19 protein-coding genes are annotated in these 23,011 nt (G+C 64.2%); 10 read left to right on the forward strand and 9 right to left on the reverse strand.

The window, feature by feature from the left end; all coding sequences use genetic code 11:
• Positions 1-171 precede the first annotated feature (171 nt).
• The 6 genes from QMX89_RS20825 to QMX89_RS20850 all read left to right on the forward strand — a co-directional run bounded on the left by QMX89_RS20825 (position 172) and on the right by QMX89_RS20850 (position 7,989).
• The gene (locus tag QMX89_RS20825; RefSeq protein ID WP_282349704.1) at positions 172-753 is read left to right on the forward strand and encodes an alpha/beta hydrolase; all 582 of its coding nucleotides are present in this window, start codon (positions 172-174) and stop codon (positions 751-753) included.
• A 53-nt stretch (positions 754-806) separates the two neighbouring features.
• Complete coding sequence (locus QMX89_RS20830; protein ID WP_282349705.1) at positions 807-1,748, forward strand: sigma 54-interacting transcriptional regulator; 942 nt, start codon at positions 807-809, stop codon at positions 1,746-1,748.
• 100 nt (positions 1,749-1,848) lie between these two features.
• Entirely contained in the window at positions 1,849-2,631 is a 783-nt protein-coding gene (locus tag QMX89_RS20835) for a MetQ/NlpA family ABC transporter substrate-binding protein (protein ID WP_049861565.1), read from the forward strand.
• Positions 2,632-2,786: 155 nt separating this feature from the next.
• On the forward strand, positions 2,787-3,866 hold the full coding sequence (locus QMX89_RS20840) for an efflux RND transporter periplasmic adaptor subunit (RefSeq protein ID WP_122743836.1): 1,080 nt from the start codon (positions 2,787-2,789) through the stop codon (positions 3,864-3,866).
• Entirely contained in the window at positions 3,863-4,933 is a 1,071-nt protein-coding gene (locus QMX89_RS20845; protein ID WP_282349706.1) for an efflux RND transporter periplasmic adaptor subunit, read from the forward strand. The genes QMX89_RS20840 and QMX89_RS20845 overlap by 4 nt, the downstream gene beginning before the upstream one ends.
• Positions 4,930-7,989, forward strand: a complete 3,060-nt coding sequence (locus tag QMX89_RS20850) for an efflux RND transporter permease subunit (protein WP_282349707.1) — start codon at positions 4,930-4,932, stop codon at positions 7,987-7,989. Before QMX89_RS20845 ends, QMX89_RS20850 begins: the two co-directional genes overlap by 4 nt.
• A 128-nt stretch (positions 7,990-8,117) precedes the next feature.
• Here the strand turns inward: QMX89_RS20850 and QMX89_RS20855 are convergent, their stop codons facing one another.
• The 7 genes from QMX89_RS20855 to rpiA form a co-directional block, all read right to left on the reverse strand.
• Complete coding sequence (locus QMX89_RS20855; protein WP_049861569.1) at positions 8,118-8,762, reverse strand: methionine ABC transporter permease; 645 nt, start codon at positions 8,760-8,762, stop codon at positions 8,118-8,120.
• Positions 8,752-9,885 (reverse strand): ATP-binding cassette domain-containing protein, encoded by a 1,134-nt coding sequence (locus QMX89_RS20860; protein ID WP_282349708.1) that lies wholly within the window; start codon positions 9,883-9,885, stop codon positions 8,752-8,754. Before QMX89_RS20860 ends, QMX89_RS20855 begins: the two co-directional genes overlap by 11 nt.
• 2 nt (positions 9,886-9,887) lie before the next feature.
• A complete protein-coding gene (locus QMX89_RS20865; protein ID WP_049861571.1) occupies positions 9,888-10,679 on the reverse strand; it encodes a MetQ/NlpA family ABC transporter substrate-binding protein in 792 nt (263 codons plus the stop codon).
• 134 nt (positions 10,680-10,813) lie between these two features.
• The gene (locus tag QMX89_RS20870; RefSeq protein WP_282349709.1) at positions 10,814-12,172 is read right to left on the reverse strand and encodes an LLM class flavin-dependent oxidoreductase; all 1,359 of its coding nucleotides are present in this window, start codon (positions 12,170-12,172) and stop codon (positions 10,814-10,816) included.
• Positions 12,172-13,377: an SfnB family sulfur acquisition oxidoreductase gene (locus QMX89_RS20875; protein ID WP_282349710.1), complete on the reverse strand. Its 1,206-nt coding sequence runs from the start codon at positions 13,375-13,377 to the stop codon at positions 12,172-12,174. The genes QMX89_RS20870 and QMX89_RS20875 overlap by 1 nt, the downstream gene beginning before the upstream one ends.
• A gap of 20 nt (positions 13,378-13,397) precedes the next feature.
• Positions 13,398-14,651 (reverse strand): SfnB family sulfur acquisition oxidoreductase, encoded by a 1,254-nt coding sequence (locus QMX89_RS20880; protein WP_282349711.1) that lies wholly within the window; start codon positions 14,649-14,651, stop codon positions 13,398-13,400.
• Positions 14,652-14,962: 311 nt separating this feature from the next.
• Complete coding sequence (gene rpiA, locus QMX89_RS20885) at positions 14,963-15,640, reverse strand: ribose-5-phosphate isomerase RpiA (RefSeq protein WP_282349712.1); 678 nt, start codon at positions 15,638-15,640, stop codon at positions 14,963-14,965.
• 137 nt (positions 15,641-15,777) lie between these two features.
• On the opposite strand from rpiA, the gene ilvA reads away from it, so the two are divergent.
• Together ilvA and QMX89_RS20895 are read left to right on the forward strand one after the other, a co-directional pair.
• On the forward strand, positions 15,778-17,292 hold the full coding sequence (gene ilvA / locus QMX89_RS20890) for a threonine ammonia-lyase, biosynthetic (RefSeq protein ID WP_049861576.1): 1,515 nt from the start codon (positions 15,778-15,780) through the stop codon (positions 17,290-17,292).
• 140 nt (positions 17,293-17,432) lie between these two features.
• Entirely contained in the window at positions 17,433-17,879 is a 447-nt protein-coding gene (locus tag QMX89_RS20895) for a DUF2269 family protein (protein ID WP_134722739.1), read from the forward strand.
• A gap of 353 nt (positions 17,880-18,232) precedes the next feature.
• Here QMX89_RS20895 and QMX89_RS20900 read toward each other — a convergent pair whose 3' ends face one another.
• Entirely contained in the window at positions 18,233-18,886 is a 654-nt protein-coding gene (locus QMX89_RS20900; RefSeq protein WP_282349713.1) for an HAD family hydrolase, read from the reverse strand.
• A gap of 140 nt (positions 18,887-19,026) precedes the next feature.
• On the opposite strand from QMX89_RS20900, the gene QMX89_RS20905 reads away from it, so the two are divergent.
• Positions 19,027-19,506, forward strand: a complete 480-nt coding sequence (locus QMX89_RS20905) for an RNA pyrophosphohydrolase (protein WP_043191776.1) — start codon at positions 19,027-19,029, stop codon at positions 19,504-19,506.
• Positions 19,507-19,528: 22 nt separating this feature from the next.
• Positions 19,529-21,808 carry a phosphoenolpyruvate--protein phosphotransferase gene (gene ptsP, locus QMX89_RS20910; protein WP_049861579.1) on the forward strand — a complete coding sequence of 760 codons (2,280 nt, stop codon included), beginning with the start codon at positions 19,529-19,531 and terminating at the stop codon, positions 21,806-21,808.
• 48 nt (positions 21,809-21,856) lie between these two features.
• Here the strand turns inward: ptsP and QMX89_RS20915 are convergent, their stop codons facing one another.
• The gene (locus tag QMX89_RS20915) at positions 21,857-22,783 is read right to left on the reverse strand and encodes a glyoxylate/hydroxypyruvate reductase A (protein WP_282349715.1); all 927 of its coding nucleotides are present in this window, start codon (positions 22,781-22,783) and stop codon (positions 21,857-21,859) included.
• Positions 22,784-23,011: the final 228 nt, after the last annotated feature.

Genomic DNA, 23,011 nt, shown 5'->3' on the forward strand with positions numbered 1-23,011 from the left:
CTGCTACAGGAGATCGCGCACACCTGTAGCAGCGGCGCGAGCCGCGTCCGGGTTTGATGTGGCGCATCAATGGAATATTTGGTTATTACCAAATAGCTTCTTATTCCTTAACGCGTATAACTCCTTTCCCTATACTGGCCTCCAACGCAACGTTTGCAGGAGGCGCATCCCATGCGCAATGAGTCGATCCGCTATCTGATCGTGCCAGGCTGGCAGGGCTCGCCCGATGACCATTGGCAAAGTCACTGGCAACGAAGCTTGCCCAACAGCGCGCGGGTCGAGCAGGACGATTGGCTCACGCCTCGGTGTGAAGACTGGGTGGCAGCGTTGGACCGGGCTGTGAATGCCAGCGCCGATCCGGTGATTCTCATTGCTCACAGCCTGGGCTGCGTGACGGTTGCACACTGGTCGGCCGACGCGTCGCTGGTTTCGCTGCGCAAGGTCCGTGGGGCGTTGCTGGTAGCGCCAGCGGATGTCGAGCGGCCAGCCTGCTCGCCGGCCCTGCGCAACTTTGCACCGATCCCCAAGCACCTGTTGCCGTTCCCCAGCCAAGTGGTGGGCTCGGACAACGACTCTGCCGCCAGCGCCCCACGGGCCTTGCAAATGGCCCGCGATTGGGGTGCCGAAGCGGGCATTCTGGCGGGTGCTGGACATATCAACGTCAAGTCCGGGCATCAGCGCTGGGAACAGGGTTTCGCCTACCTGTACCGCCTGCAGAGTCGCATGGACCAGCACACCCAGCTGCGCGCCTGATTGCCTGAAAACCGAGTACGCCGCCTGCGTTCAGGCCGGTGGGAGCTTTGTCCATGACTGCATACCACGACACCTTCGGCCAGCCGCTGCTGACCTTTCCCGACGCCGACAAGAGCCCGCTGAGCATTCGTGCCAAGGCACTGGTGTTCGTCGACCCGCGATCGCGGCGCTTGCGCGAAGAGCTCGAACGGCTGGCGCCCAGGGCGTTGCCGGTGCTGATCCATGGCGAGAGCGGAACCGGCAAGGAGCTGCTCGCCCGGCACATCCACCGGGCCAGTGATCGCGGTGGGCTGTTCGTTTCGGTCAACTGCGGTGCGATCAGCCCGACCTATGCCGATGCCGAACTGTTCGGCTACAGCGCAGGCGCCCACAGCGGTACGGCCAGCAGCCGGGCCGGCTGGTTCGGCTCGGCCAACGGCGGCACGCTGTACCTGGACGAGATCGCCGACCTGCCACTGGCCATACAGACCAAATTGCTCGCGGCACTGGAAACCCACGAAGTCACGCGCGTCGGCGCGGCCCAGCCCAATCCGGTGGACGTACGCCTGGTGGCCGCGTCGAGCATCGATCTGGCCCAGGCCGTGGCGGCTGGCAAATTCAACGAGCGCCTGTATGCCTATCTGGGCGAAGGCCGCCTGACGCTGCCGCCGTTGCGTGAACGGATCGGCGATATCCTGGCGCTGGCCGAGTATTTCCTGGGCATCTACAGCCATCGCCTGAACCTGGCGGTGCCGCTGATCAGCACCCAGGCGCAGCAGGTGCTGGAGCGACACGACTGGCCCGGCAACACCCGCGAGCTGGAAAACGTCATCCATTTTGCCCTGCTGGTGAGCAGCGGCGACGAGATCCTGCCCGAGCATCTCAATCTGCCTTCGGCAGCGGACGCCTTGGGGCATATCGAACGGCAACTGACCCAGGCGCTCGAGCACGTCGACCCGACGGCCTTGGCTGCAGTGCTGACCCGCCACCTAGAGCGTTTGCACAAAAAGGCATAAGCAGCGAACTAAAAGGTATTTGTAGGAATATTAATTCCGGGTATTGTCCGCGCAAGGCTGGCCATTTGCTGCCGCCGGCACCCAATTTCAAGGACTTAGCATGAAGAAGGCTTTGCTGTTCACCGCTCTGGCGGCCTCCCTGTCTTTCGGCCTGGCCAACGCGGCAGACAAACTCGTGGTTGCGGCCACACCGGTTCCCCACGCCGAGATCCTCGAGCTGATCAAGCCGACCCTGGCCAAGGAAGGCGTTGACCTGGACATCAAGGTCTTCACCGACTACGTGCAACCCAACGTGCAGGTCAACGAGAAGCGTCTGGACGCCAACTACTTCCAGACCCTGCCGTACCTGGAAAGCTTCAACAAAGGCAAGGGCACCAACCTGGTCACTGTGATCGGCGTGCACGTCGAGCCCTTCGGCGGCTACTCCAAGAAGGTCAAATCGCTGAGCGAACTCAAGGACGGCGCGACCGTGGCCATCCCCAACGAGGGCAGCAACAGCGGTCGTGCGTTGATCCTGCTGCAGAAAGCCGGCCTGATCACCCTGAAGGATCCGAGCAACGCTCTGGCCACTCCGAAGGACATCGCCAGCAACCCCAAGAACCTCAAGTTCAAGGAACTGGAATCGGCCATGCTGCCGCGCGTGCTGGATCAGGTCGACCTGGACATGATCAACACCAACTACGCACTGGAAGCGGGCCTGAACCCGGCCAAGGACGCCTTGGTCATCGAAGGTTCGGATTCGCCTTACGTGAACTTCCTGGTGGCCCGTCCGGACAACAAGGACAGCCCGGCCATGCAGAAGCTGGCCAAGGCGCTGACCAGCCCGGAAGTGAAGGCATTCATCGAGAAGAAGTACAGCGGCGCAGTATTGCCAGCGTTCTGATTCCGAGCGTCACGACAGTTCACCTGAGCGCCGACAGCTTGTACAGTGTCGGCGTTTTGCTGTGTCCGGACGGGGCCCTCCCCGGCAAATGAACCTCGAACCCCGCTCACAGTCGCATACACACCTAGCATCACAGCGCACGCAAAGGAGCCTGCATGGCTGGTCCTCGTTGGAAGGTTGTAGGGGTTGGTCTCTTGTTCATCGCGCTGACCGGCTGTGGTGAAGACAAGCCTATCGAGCCGACGCACCCACGCGTGCGCGTGGAGAATGTGCAGAGCGGCGAATTCGCCGCCGCCGTCAATCTCACTGGCGATGTGCAGGCCCGCATCCAGACCCAGTTGTCGTTCCGCGTCGGCGGCAAGATCATCCAGCGCATGGTGGATGTGGGCGACCACGTCAGCGCGCGGCAAGTCCTGGCCCGCCTGGACCCCAAGGACCTGCAGACCAACGTCGACTCGGCCAAGGCTGCAGTGGCCGCCGAACAGGCCCGCGTGAAACAGACCTCGGCGGCCTTCGTGCGTCAGCAGAAGCTGCTGCCCAAGGGCTATACCAGCCAGAGTGAATACGACTCCGCCCAGGCGGCGCTGCGCGGTGCGCAGAGCTCGCTGGCGGCAGCCAATGCCCAGTTGGCCAACGCTCGCGAGCAGTTGAGCTACACCGACCTGGTGGCCGATGCTCCGGGCGTGATCACCGCACGCCAGGCCGAGGTGGGCCAGGTGGTGCAGGCCACCGCGCCGATCTTCGGTCTGGCCCGCGATGGCGACCGCGATGCGGTCTTCGATGTGTATGAATCGCTGTTCGCCCAGCCGGGTGGAAAACAGCCGATCACCGTCAGCCTGCTCGACGACCCGGCGATCAAGACCACCGGCACCGTGCGCGAAGTCACTCCGGCGGTATCCGCGCAGACCGGCACGGTGCGCGTCAAGATAGCCCTGCAGGGCGTGCCCAAGGGCATGGACCTGGGCTCGGTGGTCAACGCCTCGCTCGATGGTCCGGGCAAGACCAGCGTCGAACTGCCGTGGTCGGCGCTGACCAAGGACATTGAAGAGCCTGCCGTGTGGGTGGTCGGGGAAGGTGACAAGGTCAGCCTGCGCAAGGTCGAGGTGGGCCGTTACCTGACGGCCAAGGTGGTGATCGCCAACGGCTTGAACAATGGCGACCGCGTGGTGGTGGCCGGGGGGCAGTTGTTGCACCCCGACATGCAGGTGGAAATTGCCCAGGAGCGTCAGCCATGAAAGCGGTGATCGCGTTGTCTGCGGCCGTGCTGTTGCTCGCAGGCTGTTCGAAGGAAGAGCCGGCCCCCGAGCCCATCCGTCCGGTGTTGTCGGTGGAGGTCAAGGGCCTGGACCAGCAAAGCCTGGGTCGCTTCGCCGGTAATATCCAGGCGCGCTATGAAAGCACCTTGGGTTTCCGCGTGTCCGGACGCATTGCCCGCCGCGCGGTGGATGTCGGCAGTCAGGTGGAGAAAAACCAGTTGCTGGCCACTCTCGACCCGACTGACCAGCAGAATCAGTTGCGCGCCAACCAGGGTGATCTGGCCCGCGTCCAGGCGCAGTTCATCAATGCCCAGGCCAACGCGCGGCGCCAGCAGGAGCTGTTCGACCGTGGCGTCGGTGCGCAGGCCGGGCTGGACATCGCCCAGACCGACCTCAAAACCGCGCAGTCTTCGCTCGATCAGGCCAAGGCCGCCGTCAGCCAGGCCAAGGACCAGCTGAGCTACAGCGAACTGCGTTCCGACCATGCCGCGGTGGTCAACCAGTGGAAGGTGGAAGTCGGGCAGGTGGTCAGCGCCGGTGAAGAAGTGGTGGTTCTCGCTCGTCCCGACGTCAAGGAGGCGGTCATCGACCTGCCCGCCGGGCTCGCCGAGACCCTGCCTGAGGGCGTGGAATTCCACGTGCAGTCCCAGCTTGACCCCAGCGTTGCGGCCATGGGCACCTTGCGCGAGCTGGAGCCACGCCCCGACAGCTCCACGCGTACCCGTCGCGCACGCCTGACCCTGCGTGAGAGCCCTGCGGGCCTGCGCCTGGGTACGGCGATCAGCGTCACCTTGAGTTCAAGCATCGCGCAGCGCCTGGAGCTGCCGGAAACCGCCGTGCAGGAGATCGACGGCAAGACCCAGGTGTGGCGGGTGGACGTCCAGAACAAGACCGTGAACCCGCAGCAGGTCACCGTGCTCAGCCGCGACCGTGGCGTCGTGGTGGTGGGCAGCGGTGTGCAGGCGGGCGAGCGCGTGGTCAGCGCTGGCGTCAATAGCCTGAAACCTGGGCAGAAAATCAAACTGGACGAGGCGAGCCGGCAATGAAGGGAAGTTTCAACCTGTCCGACTGGGCGCTCAAACACCAGTCCTTCGTCTGGTACCTGATGTTCGTCGGCCTGCTGATGGGCGTGTTTTCCTATTTCAACCTGGGCCGTGAAGAAGACCCGGCGTTTGCCATCAAGACCATGGTCATCCAGAGCCGGTGGCCGGGAGCGACTCAGGAAGAGACGCTCAAGCAGGTCACCGACCGTATCGAGAAGAAGCTCGAAGAGCTGGACTCGCTGGACTACGTGAAGAGCTACACGCGCCCCGGCGAGTCCACCGTGTTCGTGTACCTGCGCGATACCACCAGTGCCAAGGCGATCCCGCAGATCTGGTACCAGGTGCGCAAGAAGGTCGACGACATTCGCGGGACCTTTCCCCAAGGTTTGCAGGGACCGTCGTTCAACGACGAGTTCGGTGACGTGTTCGGCTCCATCTATGCCTTCACCGCCGACGGCCTGAGCATGCGGCAGCTGCGCGACTACGTGGAACAGGTGCGCGCCGAGATTCGCCAGGTCGACAACCTGGGCAAGGTCCAGCTGGTAGGTCAACAGGACGAAGTCATCTACCTGAATTTCTCCACGCGCAAACTCGCAGCGCTGGGCCTGGATCAGCAACAGGTGGTGGGTGCGCTTCAGGCGCAGAACGCGGTGACGCCAGCGGGTGTGATCGAGGCAGGACCAGAGCGCATTTCGGTGCGAACCTCAGGGCAGTTCAAGTCGGAGAAGGACCTGGAAACGGTCAACCTCAGGCTTAACGACCGTTTCTATCGGCTGACCGACATCGCCGACATCGAACGTGGCTACAAGGACCCGGCCGCGCCGATGTTCCGCTACAACGGCCAGCCTGCCATCGGCCTGGCCATCGCCATGAAGGACGGCGGCAACATTCAGGAATTCGGCACCGCGCTGCACAAGCGCATGGACGAGTTGACCGCGCAGCTGCCCGTGGGCGTGGGCGTGCACAAGGTGTCGGACCAGGCCGAGGTGGTCGAGAAGGCGGTCGGTGGGTTCACCAGTGCGCTGTTCGAGGCCGTGGTGATCGTGCTGATCGTCAGCTTCGTCAGCCTCGGCGTGCGCGCCGGTCTGGTCGTGGCCTGCTCGATTCCATTGGTGCTGGCCATGGTCTTCGTGTTCATGGAGTACAGCGGCATCACCATGCAGCGTATTTCCCTGGGGGCGTTGATCATCGCCCTGGGCCTGCTGGTCGACGATGCGATGATCACCGTGGAGATGATGGTCACCCGCCTGGAGGCAGGTGACAGCAAGGAGGAAGCGGCTACCTTCGCCTACACCTCCACCGCATTCCCGATGCTCACCGGCACCCTGGTCACCGTGGCGGGCTTCGTGCCGATCGGTTTGAACGCCAGCTCGGCAGGTGAGTACACCTTCACCCTGTTTGCTGTGATTGCGGTGGCCATGCTGGTGTCGTGGGTGGTGGCGGTGCTGTTCGCGCCGGTCATCGGCGTGCATATCCTGAGCAAGAACGTCAAACCCAAGCCGGAGCAGCCTGGGCGCGTCGCGCGCTGGTTCCACAGCGGACTGCTGGGCTGCATGCGCCACCGTTGGCTGACAATCATCGGCACGTTGCTGCTGTTCGCCGCCGCACTGTTCTGCATGCGCTTCGTGCAGAACCAGTTCTTCCCCTCGTCCGACCGGCCGGAAATTCTGGTGGACCTGAATCTGCCGCAGAACGCCTCGATCAACGAGACGCGCCAGGCGGTCGATCGCCTGGAAGCGACGCTCAAGGATGATCCGGACATCGTCCGCTGGAGCACCTACATCGGTCAGGGCGCGATTCGTTTCTATCTGCCCCTGGACCAGCAACTGGAGAACCCGTACTACGCCCAGTTGGTGATCGTCAGCAAGGGTCTGGAAGAACGCGGGGCCTTGACCGAGCGCCTGAAAAAGCGTCTGCGTGACGACTTCGTGGGCATCGGCACCTATGTTCAGGCGCTGGAAATGGGCCCACCCGTGGGGCGGCCGATCCAGTACCGGGTCAGCGGCAAGGACATCGATCAGGTGCGCAAGCACGCCATCGAACTGGCCACCTTGCTGGACCACAACGCGCACATCGGCGAAATGATCTACGACTGGAACGAGCCGGGCAAAGTGCTGCGCATCGACATTGCCCAGGACAAGGCCCGGCAGCTGGGGTTGTCGTCCGAGGACGTGGCGAAGCTGATGAACACCATCGTCAGCGGTTCGGCGGTGACCCAGGTCAACGACGATATCTACCTGGTCAACGTGGTGGGCCGGGCCAACGATGCCGAGCGCGGCTCGCCGGAAACCCTGCAGAACCTGCAGATCGTCACGCCCAGCGGGACGTCGATTCCGCTCTTGGCGTTCGCCACCGTGCGCTACGAGCTGGAGCAGCCGCTGGTGTGGCGGCGTGATCGCCTGCCGACCATCACCTTGAAGGCGGCGGTCAGCGACGATATCCAGCCGACCGACCTGGTGGCCCAGCTCAAGCCCGAGATCGAGAAATTCGCTGCCGGCCTGCCGGTGGGCTACAAGGTGGCCACCGGCGGTACGGTCGAGGAAAGCGGCAAGGCGCAGGGCCCGATCGCCAAGGTGGTGCCGTTGATGCTGTTCCTGATGGCGACCTTCCTGATGATTCAGCTGCACAGTGTGCAGAAGATGTTCCTGGTGGCCAGCGTGGCGCCTCTGGGCATCATCGGCGTGGTGCTGGCGTTGGTGCCGACCGGGACGCCCATGGGCTTCGTGGCGATCCTGGGGATATTGGCCCTGATCGGTATCATCATCCGCAACTCGGTGATTCTGGTGACCCAGATCGATGCCTACGAGCGTGATGGCTACAAGCCCTGGGACGCGGTGCTGGAGGCGACCGAGCATCGTCGTCGGCCGATCCTGCTCACCGCAGCGGCGGCCAGTTTGGGCATGATCCCGATCGCTCGTGAGGTGTTCTGGGGGCCGATGGCCTACGCGATGATCGGCGGGATCGTGGTGGCGACCTTGCTGACCCTGTTGTTCCTGCCGGCGCTGTATGTGGCCTGGTACCGGATCAAGGAAGGTGAGGGCGAGGGGAAGGAGGCTTGATGATTTGAGGTGTCTGGTAGGGCTTCTTCGCGGGCAGAGGGCTCGGTCGCCCGCCCCGCTCCCACAAGGAACGCGTAACCCCTGTGGGAGCGGGCTCTGCCCGCGAAGGGGGCGCTGCGGTATGGGGACTAGCGCTTGTTGAGCACCCGCGCCAGACGGTCGCCGCTGAACTGGATCAAGGTCACCAGGGCCACCAGCAGGACGATCACCGTGAGCATGATCTGGCTGTCGAAACGCTGGTAGCCATAGCGGTAGGCGATGTCGCCCAGCCCACCGGCACCGATGGCGCCCGCCATGGCCGATGAGTTGATCATGGTCACCACGGTGATGGTGAAACCGGCGACGATGCCGGGCCGAGCCTCGGGCAGCAGCACATGCCAGACGATGTGCCAGCGTCGGCAACCCATGGCCTGTGCGGCCTCGATCAGGCCATGGTCGACCTCACGCAGGCTGACCTCAGCAATGCGCGCAAAGAACGGCGTCGCAGCGATGGTCAACGGCACCACCGCCGCCCACACCCCATAGGTGGTCCCCACGATCAACCGAGTGAACGGGATCAGCGCCACCATCAGGATCAGGAACGGCACCGATCGGAACAGATTGACGAACGCGCCCAGCACGCGGTTCAGCGCCGGCGCCTGGTAGATACCGCCTCGGTCGCTGGTGACCAGCACCACCGCCATCACGACCCCCACCGGCAACGCGATCAACGACGAAACACCCACCATCAACAAGGTGTCGAGGGCGCCCTGCAGCAGACGGTCAAACCACATAGCCCAGCTCCTCTACCTGTTGTGCCCATTGCCGGGCGCGTTGCAGCAGATGCTCACGGTCATGGGGCGAATTGCTCACCGCCACGACCAGGCTGCCCAGCGCCCGCCCTTGAATGCGTTCGATCCCGCCCTGCAGCAGGCTGACCTGCCCGCCCAGCAGGTTGAACAGCGAGGACAGATCCGCTTCGCCGGCCTGTGCCCCGGTCACGCTCAGGCGCAACACCAGCGCGGCCTCGGGTGTCGGCGCCGTACTGCGCAGACGTGCTCGCAGCTCATCGGACAGGCCGTGTTGCAACGGTGCCAGGAGGGTGCGGCTGACCTCGTGCCGAGGGTCGCCGAAGACCTGCCACACCGGCCCCTGCTCGACCACCTGGCCGCCCTCGAGCACCACCACGCGGTCGCAGATGGCACGGATCACGGCCATTTCGTGGGTGATCAAAATGATCGTCAGCCCCAGACGCCGATTGATGTCGCGCAACAGCGCCAGGATCGATTCGGTGGTCTCCGGATCCAGCGCCGAAGTGGCTTCGTCGCACAGCAGGATCTGCGGATCGTGGACCAGCGCGCGGGCAATGCCGACGCGCTGCTTCTGCCCGCCGGACAGCTGCGCCGGGTACGCGTCGCGCTTGCCCTGCAGGCCGACCAGTTCGAGCAGTTCACCGACCTTGCGCCAGCGCTCGGCCTGGGGCACGCCGGCGACCTTGAGTGGCAGCTCGACGTTCTGCCACACGGTTTTCGCCGACATCAGGTTGAAGTGCTGGAAGATCATGCCGATGCGCCGCCGCAGCGCCACCAGACGATCCTCGTCGAAATCACCGATATCCACCTGATCGATCAGCACGCGCCCGCTGCTGGGCTGTTCCAGCCGGTTGATGGTGCGGATCAGCGACGACTTGCCGGCGCCGCTGCGGCCGATGATGCCGAACACTTCGCCGCGCTCGATGGTCAGGTCGATACCTTGCAGGGCCTGCACCGGACCCTGCGCGCCCTCATAGGTCTTGCCGACGCCGATGAAGCGCACCAGGCTGTTGGCCAGTTGCGGGTGCAGCTCCAGGGGTTCGGCAGGCTGCCGGGCAAGGCCGGCGGTATCGGCCAGCCGGCGTTGGACATTGGTGGTGGGCATACTCACTCCTTCCAGCCGACTTGGTAGAGCTTGCCGTTGATCTTGTCGAGCGAGGCACGCACGACCGGCGAGTGTTGGTAGATATCCACGAACTTGGCCAGGCGCGGATCATCCTTGCGCTCGGGCTTGATCACGAACTGGATCACGTATTCGGGATGGTCGAGGCCGTCGAACAGCAGGGCCGAGCCGGCATCGAAGGTCTTGGCCAGGCGAATGTAGGCCGGGTAGCCCTGCACCAGGTCGGCGTCGTCGTAGGCGCGCACCAGTTGCACCGCTTCGACCTGAAGAATCTTGATGCCCTTGGGGTTGGTAAGGATGTCGTCTTCGGTGGCCTTGTAGCCGACCCCCGGCTTGAGGGTGATCAAGCCGGCCTTGGCCAGCAGTTGCAGGCCGCGACCGCTGTTGATCGGGTCGTTGGCGATGGCCACGCTGGCGCCCTTGGGCAGCTCGTCGAAGCTTTTGTAGCGTTTGGAATACAGCCCGACGTTGTTGATGATGCCCGGTGCATAGGGCACCAGGTCGGTGCCGGCCTGGGTATTGGCGTTTTCCAGAAAGGGGATGTGCTGGAAGTAGTTCACGTCGATGTCGCCGGCGGCCAGGCTGACGTTGGGCGCGATCCAGTCGGTGAACTCCACCAGCTTGACGGTCAGGCCCTCTTTCTTGGCTTCCTCCACGGCGGTTTCCAGGGGAATGGCGAAGGCGGCGGTGGTGCCGACGATCAGGGGCTTGTCATCGGCGGCGTGGGCCAGGCCGGTGAGGAGGGTGAGGGCGAGTAGCAGGGTGGGTTTGAGCATGGTGTTGGTCCATTGGTTTTTGTGGGGTTGGGGAGGGCCTCTTCGCGGGCAGAGCCCGCTCCCACATGAGCGTGCGCTCGTTAATTGTGGGAGCGGGGCGGGCGGCTGGGCCTTCTGCCCGCGAAGAGGCCCGGTCAGGCACCGCGCTTGTAACCGAAACCGGCATGTCCCTCGGGCAACCCCGGGCCTTGGCCGAAGACCTTTTCGCGCAGCGTGCCCTGGGCATAGGCGGTCTTGTACGAACCGCGCGCCTGCAGCACGGGGATCACCAGATCGATGAAGTCGACGTAGCTTTCCGGAGTGACCGTGCGGGTCAGGTTGAACCCGTCCAGGCCGGTCTCGGCGATCCAGGCTTCGAGTTCGTCGGCAACCTGTTCCGGGTCGCCGACCAAGGTGATGTAGCGTCCGCCCAGAGCGTGCTGGTCGAGCAATTTGCGGCGGGTCCAGTCGTTGTTCTGCAGGGTCTTGGTGGCCGACTCGATGGCGTTGCCCTTCACGTACTGAATGGGCTCGTCGAGCTCATAGCGGGCAAAGTCGATCGCGGTGGAGGCGGCGAAGTGGGCGACCCCGGCCTCGGCGCTGGCGTAGCTCAGGTATTCGTCATGCTTGGCCCAGGCCTGGGCCTCGGTGGCAGCGACAATGACCGTGATGCCCATGAAAACCTTCACGCCCTGGGGATCGCGGCCGGCTGCGCGGGCCGCGTCGCGCACCTTGTCCACCTGGACGCGGGTGGCCTGCTTGTTCTGTCCGCTGATGAACACACATTCGGCATGCTGACCGGCGAACTGCAGGCCCCGTGCCGAGCTGCCGGCCTGGAACAGCAGCGGTGTGCGCTGTGGCGAGGGTTCACAGAGGTGGTAACCCTGGACCCGGTAGAACTCGCCTTCATGCTGCACCTTGTGGACCTTTTCCGGCTGGGCGTAGATGCGCCGCTCGCGGTCTTCGACGACGGCGTCGTCTTCCCAGCTGCCTTCCCAGAGTTTGTAGAGCACCTCCAGGTATTCATCAGCCTGATCGTAACGGCGATCGTGCTCCACCTGCTGAGTCAGGCCCATGGCCTTGGCCGCGCTGTCCAGGTAGCCGGTGACGATGTTCCAGCCCACCCGACCGCGGGTCAGGTGATCGAGCGTGGACAGGCGTCGGGCGAACAGATAGGGCGCTTCGTAGGTGAGGTTGGCGGTCAGGCCGAAACCCAAGTGGCGGGTGACCGCGGCCATGGCCGAAACCAGCAGCAACGGATCGTTGACCGGCAGCTGGATCGACTCCTTCAAGGTCACATCGACCGAATCCTGATAGATGTCGTAGACCCCGACGATGTCGGCGATGAACAGCCCATCGAACAGGCCGCGCTCCAGCAACCTAGCCAGCTCGGTCCAGTATTCCAAGGTCTTGTACTGGCTTGAAGTGTCGCGCGGATGGGTCCACAGGCCGTGGTTGATGTGGCCCACGCAGTTCATGTTGAAGGCGTTGAGCAGGATCTGCTTCTTGCTCATCAGATGGTCCCCCGGCGTGGTGGCAACTGGTCGTTGAGGTAGTAGTTGCCGATGGCGTGGTACTTCCAGCGCACCGGGTCGTGCAGGGTGTGCACGCGGGCGTTGCGCCAGTGCCGGTCCAGGCCGTGCTCGGCCAGGGTGGCCTGGCTACCGGCGAGTTCGAACAGGGTGCTGCCGGCGGCCAGGGAAATCTCGGTGCTGAGGGCGCGGGCTTCGGCCACGGCAATCGAGGCGGCGCCGACGTGTTCGGCGGTGGGCTCGGCCTGGGCCTTGTCGAGGATTTCGCCGGCCCGCTCCAGCAGCGCTTCGGCAGCATGCAGGCGGATCGCCAGATGGCCGAAGCTCTTCAGCGACAGCGGATCTTCGACAGCCTTGTCGCTGGTGGCGTCGATCCACGGCCGGGTACGGGTGCGGACGAACTGCAAGGCGTCCTCGAACGCCCCGCGCGCAATGCCGGTGTCGATCGCGGCGTGGAGAATCTGCGCGAACGGGCCGACCGTGGTGGGCCGTTCGAACGCGCTTTGAAACGGCACGATGGCGTCGGCGCTGACCCAGACGTTGTCGAACACCACCGAACCGCTGCCCGTGGTGCGCTGGCCGAAGCCGCTCCAGTCGTCGATGACCTGGACCCCGGCACTGTCGGCGGGCACGAAGGCCAGTTGCTGTACGCCCTGTTCATCGATCACCGAAGTGGGAATGCATTGGGCATACAGCGCACCGGTGGCGTAGAACTTGCGGCCATTGATGCGGAAACCGTCGCCGTCGCGGGTCACGCGCGTGGTGCGGTCGTGGGCGGTGCGGGTGCCGAGTTCGGCCAGGGCGTTGCCCAGCCGCTGGCCTGCCAGCACGTCGGCGTACAGGCGCTGCTGCTGCGTCGGGCTGCCGTTGATGCGCAGCACTTCCAGGGCATAGAAATGATTCTGTGGGATCTGTCCCAGCGAGCCGTCGGCAGCCGCCAGCAGGGCAATGACCTGGGCCAGGGTCACGTTGGACACACCGGCTCCGCCGAACGCCCTGGGCACACTGATGCCGCCCAGGCCGGAGCGGGAGAACAGCGTCAGTTCGGCGTGGGGCAGCTGCCGCTCGCGGTCGCGCAGGGCGCTGTCGCGCTGCAACTGGGGGGCCAGCTGCCGGGCAACCTCCAGCGCCTGCTGATCGTTGGCGATCCGTGCGACGCCGTCGAGGGGGTGGGGCAATGAGCTCATGCTGATCTCCAGCGGTCTGGTCAAATCCAGGAATGGCGTGCAGGCAGGCTGCCGTTCAGGTGATAGGCGCCAACAGCGTGATATTTCCAGCGCACGGGATCGTGCAGGGTGTGCACGCGGGCGTTGCGCCAGTGACGGTCGAGGTTGAACTCGGCGAGGGTGGCGCGGCTGCCGGCCAGCTCGAAAAGCTTTTCACTGGCCTGCAGGGCGACTTCGGTGGTGATCACCTTGGCCTCGGCCACGGCGATCGAGGCCTGGCCGGCGAGGGCGGCGTCCACCGGCGCCTGACCGATCTGGTCCAGCACCTGGGCGGCCTTGCGCAGCAGTGCCTGCGCGGCGTGCAGTTCCAGCTTCAGGCGACCGATGTCGGCGACCACGAACGGATCGTCGCTGGCACGCTCGACCCCGGCATCGATCCACGGGCGCGATTTTTCCCGGACGAAGGCGATGGTGTCGTCGATCGCCGCTTCGGCAATCCCGGCGTCGATGGCGGCCTGCATCAGTTGCGACACGGCGCCCTGAATGTTCGGTTGCTGTGCCTGGCGCCAGATCTGCACCACATGGGTGTCGGGTACGTGCGCATTTTCGAGCAGGACAGTGCCGCTGGCGGTGGTGCGCTGGCCGAAGCCCGACCAGTCGTCGACAATGCGCAGGCCCGGTGTGCCGCGGCGTACGAACGCCATGACCAGACGCTGTTCATCGTCCACGGCCTTGACTGCCACCCAGTGGGCGAACAGCGCGCCGGTGGAGTAGAACTTCTGCCCGCTGATTCGCCCGCCGTCATCGTCGCGGACGATGCGGGTGTTGATTTCCAACGTGTTGCGGGCGCCGCGCTCTGGACCGCCGTTGCCGATGCGCGCGCCTTCGAGCACGGCGGTGAATAGCGCGTGCTGCTGCGCTTCGGTGGCGGTGCAGCGCAGCATCTGCAGAATGCCGAAATGGTTCTGTGGGATCTGCCCCAGCGCTGGATCGGCGGCGCTGATGAGGCGGAAGACCTCGGCCAGGGTCACGAAACTGACGTCGGGGCCGCCGAAGGCGCGTGGCACGGTGATGCTGCCCAGGCCGCTGGCGGTGAATTGCTCGATCAGTTGCCAGGGCAGTTCACGTTGCTGGTCTCGCCTGGCAGCGTGGGTGCGGGCACTGGCGGCAAGCGCCTGCGCGGCTTCGAGTGCGTCGGCGTCGTTGCGCAGGATCTGCGCAGGCAAGAGCGCCGGACCGTTGTCGGTTGTTGTCTGTGGTTGGGAGTGTTCGAGGGAAATCGAGTGGTTGACCATACCGTCCTCACGTCATGCAGGGCGTATGTCGCCTTGCTTGGATGTACGCAGGTCCGGTGGTCCGGTTCATATACCCTAATCGTTTGTTAAATTTAAATGAACTAACGATTGGGAATATGGATAGATGTGTTTTTTATGGCTGTACAGTGACCCTTGTGGGAGCGGGGGCGGAGCCCCGCTCCCACATCTGGGGTGTGTCAGAGACGCCGCGGCGCGCCCTTCGCGGGCAGAGCCCGCTCCCACAAGCTGCGGTGTGTCAGATACAGCGCAGCGTGTTCTTCGCGGGCAAGACCCGCTCCCACAATCGAGGCTCAGGTGGGGCGGGTGAGGGTCTTGACGCCTTCGGTGGTGCCCAGCAGCAGCACATCGGCCGGGCGGGCGGCGAACAGGCCGTTGGTGACCACGCCGACGATGGCGTTGATCTGTGTTTCCAACGCCACCGGGTCGGTGATCTGCATGTTGTACACGTCGATGATGATGTTGCCGTTGTCGGTCACCACGCCCTCGCGGTAGACCGGGTCGCCGCCCAGTTTCACCAGCTGGCGCGCGACATGGCTGCGGGCCATCGGGATGACTTCCACCGGCAGCGGAAACTCGCCCAGCACCGGCACCAGCTTGCTGCCGTCGGCGATACAGATGAACGTGGTGGCCACGGCCGCGACGATCTTCTCGCGGGTCAGCGCAGCGCCGCCGCCCTTGATCAGGTTCAGGTGCTCGTCGCTTTCATCCGCGCCGTCGACGTAGAACTCCAGGTCGCCCACGCTGTTGAGTTCGTATACCGGAATGCCATGGCCCTTGAGCCGTGCCGCGGTCGCTTCGGAGCTGGCCACGGCGCCGTCGAAGGCACTCTTGTGCTGCGCCAGCGCGTCGATGAAGCAGTTGGCGGTGGACCCGGTGCCCACGCCGACGACGCTCTTTTCGCCCAGCTTGGGCAGAATGAAATCCACGGCAGCCTGGGCGACGGCCTGTTTGAGTTGGTCCTGGGTCATGCAAGCTCCGCAGCGGCAGTTGGGGCTCTAGTGGTTGTGGCCCCGAAGGCGCGCATTATAAGGGCAAAACCTTGGTTTTGCCGTGGTCGTTGGCTTAGACTCGTCGGCCCTGCCCGTTATCGTCAGTGATGTCCGCCATGCTCGAACAGTACGTAAAGATGATCCTCACCTCGCGCGTCTACGACGTTGCGGTGGAAACCCCTTTGCAGCCCGCCGGGCAGCTGTCCGAGCGCCTGAACAACAAGATTCTGCTCAAGCGCGAAGACTTGCAGCCGGTGTTCTCGTTCAAGATTCGCGGCGCCTACAACAAGCTGGCGCAGCTCAGCGCAGAGGAACTGGCTCGTGGCGTGGTCACCGCCTCGGCCGGCAACCATGCCCAGGGCCTGGCGCTGGCGGCGCGCGAGCTGGGGATCAAGGCCACCATCGTGATGCCCAACACCACCCCCGAGATCAAGATCGAAGGCGTGCGTTCGCGCGGCGGCATCGTGGTGCTGCACGGCGACTCGTTTCCCGAGGCCCTGGCTCATTCGCTCAAGCTGGTGGACGAGCAGGGCATGGTCTACATCCATCCCTACGACGACCCGTACACCATTGCCGGCCAGGGCACGGTGGCGATGGAGATTCTGCGTCAGCATCCGGGCGATCTCGACGCGATCTTCGTGCCGGTGGGCGGCGGCGGTCTGATCGCGGGCATCGCTGCGTACGTCAAATACCTGCGTCCGGGCATCAAGGTCATCGGCGTCGAGCCGGACGATTCCAACTGCCTGCAGCAAGCCATGCGTGCCGGTGAGCGCGTGGTGCTGCCGCAGGTCGGGTTGTTCGCCGACGGTGTGGCGGTGGCGCAGATCGGCCAGTACACCTTCGAGATCTGCAAGGATCACGTGGACGAAGTGATCACCGTCAGTACCGACGAGATCTGTGCGGCGATCAAGGACATCTACGACGATACCCGCTCGATCACTGAACCTGCCGGCGCGCTCGGGGTGGCGGGGATCAAGAAGTACGTCGAGGCACGGGGTGTGTCGGGGCAGACCCTGGTGGCGATCGATTCGGGCGCCAACGTCAACTTCGACCGGCTGCGCCACGTGGCCGAACGGGCCGAGCTGGGTGAGGGGCGCGAAGCCATCATCGCTGTGACCATTCCCGAGCGTCCGGGCAGCTTCAAGGCGTTCTGCGAGGCCATCGGCAAACGGCAGATCACCGAGTTCAACTACCGCTACCACACCGGTCACGAAGCACACATTTTCGTCGGCGTGCAGACCCACCCCGAGCGGGATCCGCGGGCGGTGCTGGTGCAGACGCTGCAATCCCATGGCTTCCCGGTGCTGGACCTGACCGACAACGAGCTGGCCAAGCTGCACATTCGCCATATGGTCGGCGGCCATGCGGTCCGGGTCAGCGACGAGATGGTGCTGCGCTTCGAGTTCCCGGAGCGTCCGGGTGCGCTGTTCAACTTCCTCGACAAGCTGGGTGGGCGCTGGAACATCTCGATGTTCCACTACCGCAACCATGGTGCGGCCGACGGGCGTGTGGTGGCTGGGCTGCAGGTGCCTGAAGAGGAGCGCCATCTGGTGGCCGGCGCGCTGGCCGAAATCGGCTACCCGTTCTGGGACGAGACGGATAACCCGGCTTATCAGTTGTTTCTGGGGTAGTGATGCGGTGCCTGGCTTGAGTCCGTGGTGGGCCATTCGCGGGCAGAGGGCTCGCCGCCCGCCCCGCTCCCACAGGGTGAACTCGACGGGTGCTACGCTTGTCGATGATGAATCGTCAATGCCCATAGGGATCACGCGTCATGGAAAGCCTGGCGATTCTGAAAGTATTTCACGTCGCTGCTACGGTCGTGCTGCTGGGCAGCGTGGTGGCCGTCATCTACCGTGCCTGGCGCAGTTGGAAAGGCGGCGACCGGCTGCCCTTCGCCAGTACCCTGCAACGGCCTTGGGTGTACGCCTGGGTGGTCATGGCCGTGAGCCTGGTGAGTTTTCCGGTGACCGGCTGGTGGCTGGTGCACCGAGTCGGCTGGCCCTTGGGGCAAACCTGGATTCTCACTGCCGCGGTGTTGTATGTGATCGGCGGTGGGGTCTGGCTGCTGCTGATCAATCGGGTGAATCGCCTGCGTCTGGCGACGGGACTCGATGAGGTCGTCGTTGCGGCCAAGCGGCGCAATGTCTTGATCATCGCGACCGTGGCAGTGGTGGTGCTTTTGTCGATCATCGGACTGATGGTGACCAAGCCTGCCTGAGGCTGCGCAGTCAGGCAGACCGCGGCGTATTCTTCGCGGCCGATGACCGCTCCTACGGTTGGCCCTGATTCCTGTGGGAGCGGGGCGGGCGGCTGAGCCCTCTGCTCGCGAAAAGAGCGCCGCGGTGGATCAGACAGACCGCGGCATATTCTTCGCGGCTGATGACCGCTCCTACGGTTGGCCACGATCCCTGTGGGAGCGGGGCGGGCGGCTGAGCCCTCTGCCCGCGAAGAGAACCTCGCGGTGGATCAGACAGACCGCGGCGCATTCTTCGCGGGCAAGCCCGCTCCCACAGTCAGACAGACCGCGGTGCATTCTTCGCGGGCAGAGCCCGCTCCCACAGTGAGCAGTTATCAGCGCAGGGAGATTTCCTTCCAGCCGCGGCGCTTGGCTTCTTCGTGCAGGCGGGGGTCCGGGTCGACCACCACCGGGTGGGTCACTTGCTCCAGCAGTGGCAGATCGTTCATCGAGTCGCTGTAGAAATAGCTGTCGTTCAGATCGTAGCCGTTCTCTTCCAGCCAGCGGTTCAGGCGCGTGACCTTGCCTTCCTTGAAGCAGGGCACATCGAAGCTGCGACCGGTGTAGCGGCCGTCGACCATTTCCACTTCCGTGGCCAGCAGCGTTTCCACGCCCAGGCGCTCGGCGATCGGGCCGGTCACGAAGCGGTTGGTGGCGGTAATGATCACCAGCTTGTCGCCCGCGTCGCGATGCTGTTGCAGCAAGGCGGCGGCCTTGGGCAGCATGATCGGCTCGATGCAGTCGCGCATGAAATCGCGATGCCATTCATCCAGTTGCGCCACGTCGGTCGCCGCGAGAATTTCCAGGGTGAAGTTCAGGTACTCGTTCAAGTCCAGACGGCCTGCCAGGTAGTCCTGATAGAACTCATCGTTGCGTGCCTTGTAGGTGTCGGCATCGAGAATGCCGCGGGCGCACAGATAATCACCCCAGGCATGGTCGCTGTCGCCGCCGAGCAGCGTGTTGTCGAGGTCGAATAGGGCCAGGCGCATGAAATGACTCGCATTAAATGGGGAAAAGGCCCACAGAATACGGACTTTTCACATGCGTGCACATAAGCTACGCGGCGTCGTTGCTGCCTTCACAGGCTTTGTGGAACAATGCCAGAACATGCGTTTACGAGGTTGTTGCCGTGATCGACCCCGATGGTTTTCGCCCTAACGTTGGCATCATTCTCACCAATGACGCCGGTCAGGTGCTATGGGCTCGGCGTATCAATCAGGACGCCTGGCAATTTCCACAAGGGGGTATCAACCCTCAGGAAACGCCGGAAGAGGCCTTGTACCGCGAGCTGAATGAAGAAGTCGGGCTGGAACGCCAGGATGTAGAAATACTTGCCTGCACCCGCGGCTGGTTGCGTTATCGTCTACCCCAACGCCTGGTGCGCACGCACAGCCAACCGTTGTGCATCGGCCAGAAACAGAAATGGTTCCTGCTGCGCCTGGTATCCAACGAGCAGCGCGTGCGCATGGACCTGACCGGCAAACCCGAGTTCGATGGCTGGCGCTGGGTCAGCTATTGGTACCCGCTGGGCCAGGTGGTGACATTCAAGCGCGAGGTCTACAGACGCGCGCTCAAAGAGCTAGCCCCGCGCCTTCTCTCGCGCGACTGACGACGGAGTTCGACCCCGAGCCATGCTCAATACGCTGCGCAAGATCGTCCAGGAAGTCAACTCCGCCAAGGATCTCAAGTCGGCGCTGGGGATCATTGTGCAACGCGTCAAGGAAGCCATGGGCAGCCAGGTCTGCTCGGTGTACCTGCTGGATCTGGAAACCAATCGCTTCGTGCTGATGGCCACCGAAGGCCTCAACAAGCGCTCCATCGGCAAGGTCAGCATGGCCCCCAACGAAGGCCTGGTGGGCCTGGTGGGCACGCGCGAAGAGCCGCTCAACCTGGAAAACGCCGCCGGCCACCCGCGTTATCGCTACTTCGCCGAAACCGGCGAGGAGCGCTACGCGTCCTTCCTCGGCACGCCGATCATTCACCACCGGCGCGTGGTGGGGGTGCTGGTGATCCAGCAAAAGGAGCGGCGTCAGTTCGACGAGGGCGAAGAAGCCTTTCTGGTCACCATGAGCGCGCAATTGGCGGGGGTGATCGCCCACGCCGAAGCCACCGGTTCGATCCGTGGCCTGGGGCGTCAGGGCAAGGGTATCCAGGAAGCGCGCTTCGTCGGCGTGCCCGGCTCGCCCGGCGCGGCCGTGGGGACCGCAGTGGTCATGCTGCCGCCGGCCGATCTGGACGTGGTGCCCGACAAGAGTGTCAGCGACATCGATGCCGAACTGGCGTTGTTCCAGAACGCGCTGGAAGGCGTGCGCAACGACATGCGCACCCTGTCGGCGAAACTGGCCACCCAGCTGCGCCCCGAAGAGCGGGCGCTGTTCGACGTCTACCTGATGATGCTCGATGACGCTTCGCTGGGCAGCGAAGTGACCAACGTGATCAAGACCGGGCAATGGGCCCAGGGTGCGCTGCGCCACGTCGTCACCGAGCACGTCAACCGTTTCGAATTGATGGACGACGCCTACCTGCGCGAGCGCGCCTCCGACGTCAAGGACCTGGGGCGGCGCCTGCTCGCCTATCTGCAGGAGGCGCGTCAGCAAACCCTGGTCTACCCCGACAACACCATCCTGATCAGCGAAGAGCTGTCGCCGGCGATGCTCGGCGAGGTGCCCGAAGGCAAGCTGGTCGGCCTGGTGTCGGTCCTGGGCTCGGGCAACTCCCACGTCGCCATTCTCGCGCGTGCCATGGGCATCCCGACGGTGATGGGCCTGGTCGACCTGCCGTATTCCAAGGTCGATGGCATCAAGATGATCGTCGATGGCTACCACGGCGAGGTCTACACCAACCCTAGCGACATCCTCAGCAAGCAGTTCGCCGATGTGGTCGAAGAGGAGCGGCAGCTGGCGCTGGGTCTCGATGCCCTGCGCGAATTGCCTTGCGTGACCCTCGACGGCCACCGCATGCCGCTGTGGGTCAATACCGGTCTGCTGGCCGATGTGGCCCGTGCGCAGCAGCGCGGCGCCGAGGGCGTCGGCCTGTACCGCACCGAAGTGCCGTTCATGATCAACCAGCGCTTCCCCAGCGAGAAGGAACAGCTGGCCATCTACCGTGAACAGTTGGCCGCCTTCCACCCGCTGCCGGTGACCATGCGTAGTCTGGACATTGGCGGCGACAAGTCGCTGTCGTATTTCCCCATCAAGGAAGAGAACCCGTTCCTGGGCTGGCGCGGCATCCGCGTGACCCTCGACCACCCGGAAATCTTCCTCGTGCAGGCCCGTGCCATGCTCAAGGCCAGCGAGGGCCTGAACAACCTACGCATCCTGCTGCCGATGATCTCCGGTACCCACGAACTGGAAGAAGCCCTGCACCTGATTCACCGGGCCTGGGGCGAGGTGCGCGACGAGGGCACCGACGTACCGATGCCGCCGGTGGGCGTGATGATCGAGATCCCTGCGGCGGTGTATCTGACCAAGGAGCTGGCGCGCCAGGTCGACTTCCTTTCGGTGGGCTCGAACGACCTGACCCAATACCTGCTGGCCGTGGACCGCAACAACCCGCGCGTGGCCGACCTCTACGACTACCTGCACCCAGCCGTGCTGCAGGCTCTGCAGCATGTGGTCACCGAGGCGCATGCCGAAGGCAAGCCGGTGAGCATCTGTGGCGAAATGGCCGGCGACCCGGCTGCCGCGATACTGTTGATGGCGATGGGTTTCGACAGCTTGTCGATGAACGCCACCAACTTGCCGAAGGTGAAGTGGATGCTGCGTCAGGTCAACCTGAGCAAGGCCAAGGAACTGCTGGCCCAGTTGAGCAAGATCGACAACCCGCAAGTTATCCACAGCTCGCTGCAGCTGGCCCTGAAGAATCTGGGCCTGTCGCGGATGATCAATCCGAGCACGCCGAAGAAGCACTGAAGCGCTTGACCTGTGGCAGCCCGGTATGTGGCTGCCACGGGTTTGCCGCTAATAGCCGGCGCCCGGTTCCACCAGACCGACCATGACCTCACCTCGTTGATGCCTGCGGATATTCTCCAGCAGCACCTCGAAGGCTGAGTGCGGATCGGTCATGGCGCCGATGTGCGGGGTCAGCCAGATTTTCGGATGGTCGAGGAAGGGGTGATCGCTGGGTGGCGGCTCTTCTTGCAGCACATCGACGATTGCATGGGCCAGATGGCCCGAGTCCAGCGCCGCCAACAAGTCGGCTTCCATCAGATGACCACCACGGCCCAGGTTGATCAGGCTCGCGCCCGCGGGCAGCGCGGCGAAGGTCCAGGCATCGAGGATGCCGGCCGTGTCGCTGGTCAGGGGCAACAGGCACAGCAGGATGTCGCAGTTGCCCAGGAACTCCGGCAGCTGTTCGCGGCCGCCGTAGCAGCGTACGTCTGGCAGGGTCTTGAGTGTGCGTGACCAGCCACTCAAGGCGAAGCCGAACGGGCGCAGCGCGTTCAATGCCGCCTGGCCCAGGTTGCCCAGGCCCATCACACCTACCCGACGCTTGCCGGCGGCCAGCAGTGGATGGGTCTTCCATACGCCTTTGCGCTGTTGCTGCAGGTAGGTTGGCATCTGTCGATGCAAGCCCAGCACGGCAAAGCCGACGTACTCGATGATGCCTTGGGCGATGCCGGGGTCGAGCATGCGCACCACGCTGACCGATTCGGGCACATGGGCAAGGTCGAACTGGTCGACCCCCGCCGAGGTGGCGAACACCACCTGCAACTGCGGGAATCGCTCATACAGGTCCGCAGGCGGCTGCCAGGCCGCGAAATAGCGCACCTGCGCCGGGTCGCCGATGTCCGGCCAGAAGCGCAGGGGGATATCCGGTGCGTGCTCGGCGAACAAGGCTTTCCAGGCCGACGCACGCTCGTCGGGGACTTTGAACAGCAGCGTCATAAGGCGGGCTCTCATGGACCATCGGGGTTTACACCGACGATGCCAGATCGCGGCGCAACATTCTCCCGAATCGAGCGGGTCAAACAGAACAGTCGTCCGTAAGAGCGGTGCCGTGTGGGAGCAGTACTCTGTTGGAGGGGGGCTCTGTGGGAGCGGGCTCTGCCCGCGAACGGGGCGCCGCGGTGTGTCAGAGGTACCGCAGCGCTTGTTTCGGGCAGAGCCCGCTCC

Origin of the sequence: Pseudomonas sp. PS01301 (genome assembly GCF_029960215.1) — a bacterium.
In the GTDB taxonomy this organism is placed as follows: domain Bacteria; phylum Pseudomonadota; class Gammaproteobacteria; order Pseudomonadales; family Pseudomonadaceae; genus Aquipseudomonas; species Aquipseudomonas coleopterorum.

What these genes read in the sequence shown, in the direction of transcription:
- QMX89_RS20895 (WP_134722739.1), top strand. Translation starts at nt 17,433, where the DNA reads ATGGAAAGCCTGGCGATTCTGAAAGTATTTCACGTCGCTGCTACGGTC.
- QMX89_RS20850 (WP_282349707.1), top strand. Translation starts at nt 4,930, where the DNA reads ATGAAGGGAAGTTTCAACCTGTCCGACTGGGCGCTCAAACACCAGTCC.
- QMX89_RS20915 (WP_282349715.1), bottom strand. Translation starts at nt 22,783, where the DNA reads ATGACGCTGCTGTTCAAAGTCCCCGACGAGCGTGCGTCGGCCTGGAAA.
- QMX89_RS20830 (WP_282349705.1), top strand. Translation starts at nt 807, where the DNA reads ATGACTGCATACCACGACACCTTCGGCCAGCCGCTGCTGACCTTTCCC.
- QMX89_RS20875 (WP_282349710.1), bottom strand. Translation starts at nt 13,377, where the DNA reads ATGAGCTCATTGCCCCACCCCCTCGACGGCGTCGCACGGATCGCCAAC.
- QMX89_RS20835 (WP_049861565.1), top strand. Translation starts at nt 1,849, where the DNA reads ATGAAGAAGGCTTTGCTGTTCACCGCTCTGGCGGCCTCCCTGTCTTTC.
- QMX89_RS20855 (WP_049861569.1), bottom strand. Translation starts at nt 8,762, where the DNA reads ATGTGGTTTGACCGTCTGCTGCAGGGCGCCCTCGACACCTTGTTGATG.
- QMX89_RS20825 (WP_282349704.1), top strand. Translation starts at nt 172, where the DNA reads ATGCGCAATGAGTCGATCCGCTATCTGATCGTGCCAGGCTGGCAGGGC.
- ptsP (WP_049861579.1), top strand. Translation starts at nt 19,529, where the DNA reads ATGCTCAATACGCTGCGCAAGATCGTCCAGGAAGTCAACTCCGCCAAG.
- QMX89_RS20900 (WP_282349713.1), bottom strand. Translation starts at nt 18,886, where the DNA reads ATGCGCCTGGCCCTATTCGACCTCGACAACACGCTGCTCGGCGGCGAC.
- ilvA (WP_049861576.1), top strand. Translation starts at nt 15,778, where the DNA reads ATGCTCGAACAGTACGTAAAGATGATCCTCACCTCGCGCGTCTACGAC.
- rpiA (WP_282349712.1), bottom strand. Translation starts at nt 15,640, where the DNA reads ATGACCCAGGACCAACTCAAACAGGCCGTCGCCCAGGCTGCCGTGGAT.
- QMX89_RS20845 (WP_282349706.1), top strand. Translation starts at nt 3,863, where the DNA reads ATGAAAGCGGTGATCGCGTTGTCTGCGGCCGTGCTGTTGCTCGCAGGC.
- QMX89_RS20880 (WP_282349711.1), bottom strand. Translation starts at nt 14,651, where the DNA reads ATGGTCAACCACTCGATTTCCCTCGAACACTCCCAACCACAGACAACA.
- QMX89_RS20870 (WP_282349709.1), bottom strand. Translation starts at nt 12,172, where the DNA reads ATGAGCAAGAAGCAGATCCTGCTCAACGCCTTCAACATGAACTGCGTG.
- QMX89_RS20860 (WP_282349708.1), bottom strand. Translation starts at nt 9,885, where the DNA reads ATGCCCACCACCAATGTCCAACGCCGGCTGGCCGATACCGCCGGCCTT.
- QMX89_RS20865 (WP_049861571.1), bottom strand. Translation starts at nt 10,679, where the DNA reads ATGCTCAAACCCACCCTGCTACTCGCCCTCACCCTCCTCACCGGCCTG.
- QMX89_RS20840 (WP_122743836.1), top strand. Translation starts at nt 2,787, where the DNA reads ATGGCTGGTCCTCGTTGGAAGGTTGTAGGGGTTGGTCTCTTGTTCATC.